The following is a 2089-nucleotide window of genomic DNA, read 5'->3' on the forward strand; positions in this document are numbered from 1 at the left end:
TTCTTGTGTTTTTTGAGATGCTTCTTGATAATCCTCTCTTTTTTCAGCACATTCCTGGATATTTTTTTCTCTTGTAGATTTTTCTATATCGTCTTCTATCGCTTTTATTGATTCATTTATTTCTTGTTCTTTGCTCTCAATTTTGGATAATTCATCTTCCTTTTTATATATTTCAAAAGACAGCTTCTCGTACTCGATATCCTCTATCTCAGAAGCTAAATCATCTATTTTCTCATCTAAAACTTGTATCTGACTCTCTTCACCTTTTAACAATCCCTCTATATAAACTATTAAAGATACGAGTTTATTTTCTATTTCAGAAGTATTGTCTTTAATATCTCTAAAAGATTTCGCCAATTCCAATATGCCTTGAGTCTCTTCTTTAAATTTTTCTATAGATTGCTTTTGGCTTAATTTGTATCTGTTTTCCTTGTACTGATAGACGTATTTTTTTATTATATCCTGCAAATTATCGACCTTGCTCTTGCCATCTTTTTCATTTAGCTTGTCCTCTACTACCTTCAAAAACCATTTTTCGACTAAGCCGCTGACAGTTTTCGCATCGCTAAATAAATCTGAAAGCCCAGATTCCTTTTTATTTATCTCCTTGATTATGCTCTCCCATTCCTTGTGGTTTATCTTGTATTGTTTCAACGTTTCGAAATAGTTTCTAGACTGGTTGTACGCATTCATATCGTAGTAGCTGAAATTTACGTTTTTGTCCTTTTTCAATTTTTCAAATAGCTTCTTGCTGTTTCCAAAGCTCTTGATACTCTTATTTGTATCTTTAATTTCGACAAATGGAATATTTCTAATGCTGTACTTACTATCGCCCTCGTACTCATGTATGAAGTTAACTACCTCTATCTCGTCATCAGTCTCATCGTCTTCACCACTATAGGATTTTTTTCTGACCATCATTCCTATCATCACATTAGTCTTGTCATCGTCTAATATCCACTCAGTCAAAATATATGTAGGAGAAGTCTTCGTAAAATAGCTCTCAAACTTTCTATCCTTAGCATCTCTATATCTCTTTCTTACAAAAGGAGCTATCATCATTTGAACCAGCACAGATTTACCGCCGCCATTTCTAAGGCTAAAAAGCGTACTCTCCCCACCAAGATCAAAGATTTCGTCGTCAATTCTCATAGTATTGTTGTTGTAATTTAAATTTATTATCCTAAGGGAATTTATCTTACTCATCCTCATGACCTCCTAACGCTGTTAAAACTCTCTCGTAGTTGTTTTTATTTAATATATTGAAATTCATGAAATTATCTAGTTTCGAAGTCGTAAGTATTATATCGTCGTGTTCTATGTAATTTATAAGTCCTTGATTTTCTAAAAACTTAAGTATATTGCTTATAAATCCTTCCTTTGTCGTCTTCTGTCTGTTTTTTTGATCGCTACTTCTAAGACCTTCCCATTTTTCGTATATATTTTCATACGCTATACCACTATCTGCTTGTATTTTTTCTAAATCCTCTCTCTCAACGGCTTCCTTTAGCCTATCGCTTATTATATTTAAAAACTCACCACCTCTTAGAGAATCCCTAGACTTAGAATCTCTTCCCTGTGAGCTGTAAAACTCAACTAATAAAGTAAGTATTACAAATTGAGACAAATAGTAGTCCTTGTCAGTAGCATTAGATTTGCAGAGCTCCTTTTTTAGCTCGTTCTTTGAAAATCCCAGAAAATTATTGTCCTCATTTGGGATCAAGTATATAGTCGTGCCGTATTTTTCAACCTTCACATTAAAGGCTTCACCTTGACTTTTTACGAGATTCATTATCTCCTGACTCTCGCAGTAATCTCTAAAATACTCTGGTGAATCCTCTTCGTTTATCTCCTTATTGCTGACTAAATAATAAAAAATATTATTCGCCAATTTTATATCATCTATATTGTACATATTTTTCTCCTATTAATCGTATTCAAATACTATATCTGAACAATTTAAAACCTTTATAAATTTGTCGTCGGTTTCTACTTCGTAAAATTTGACCTTTTTATTTTCTTGATTTTTATATATTTTAATATTTTCAATAAAGCCCAAATCTATATCACTTTCAACTATATTCAATAA

At 32.1% G+C, this 2089-nt stretch carries 2 protein-coding genes; both read right to left on the reverse strand.

Annotation, left to right across the window (positions count from 1 at the left end; genetic code table 11):
* Nucleotides 1-1206: hypothetical protein (locus ACI3VO_RS16690; protein ID WP_439758992.1), on the reverse strand; the 1206-nt coding region annotated here is incomplete at its 3' end.
* A complete protein-coding gene (locus tag ACI3VO_RS16695; protein WP_439758993.1) occupies nt 1199-1915 on the reverse strand; it encodes a DUF6063 family protein in 717 nt (238 codons plus the stop codon). The genes ACI3VO_RS16695 and ACI3VO_RS16690, both read right to left, overlap by 8 nt.
* Between the last annotated feature and the right edge of the window lie 174 nt (nt 1916-2089).

Source organism: Intestinibacter sp., from assembly GCF_051866655.1.
In the GTDB taxonomy this organism is placed as follows: Bacteria; Bacillota; Clostridia; order Peptostreptococcales; family Peptostreptococcaceae; genus Intestinibacter.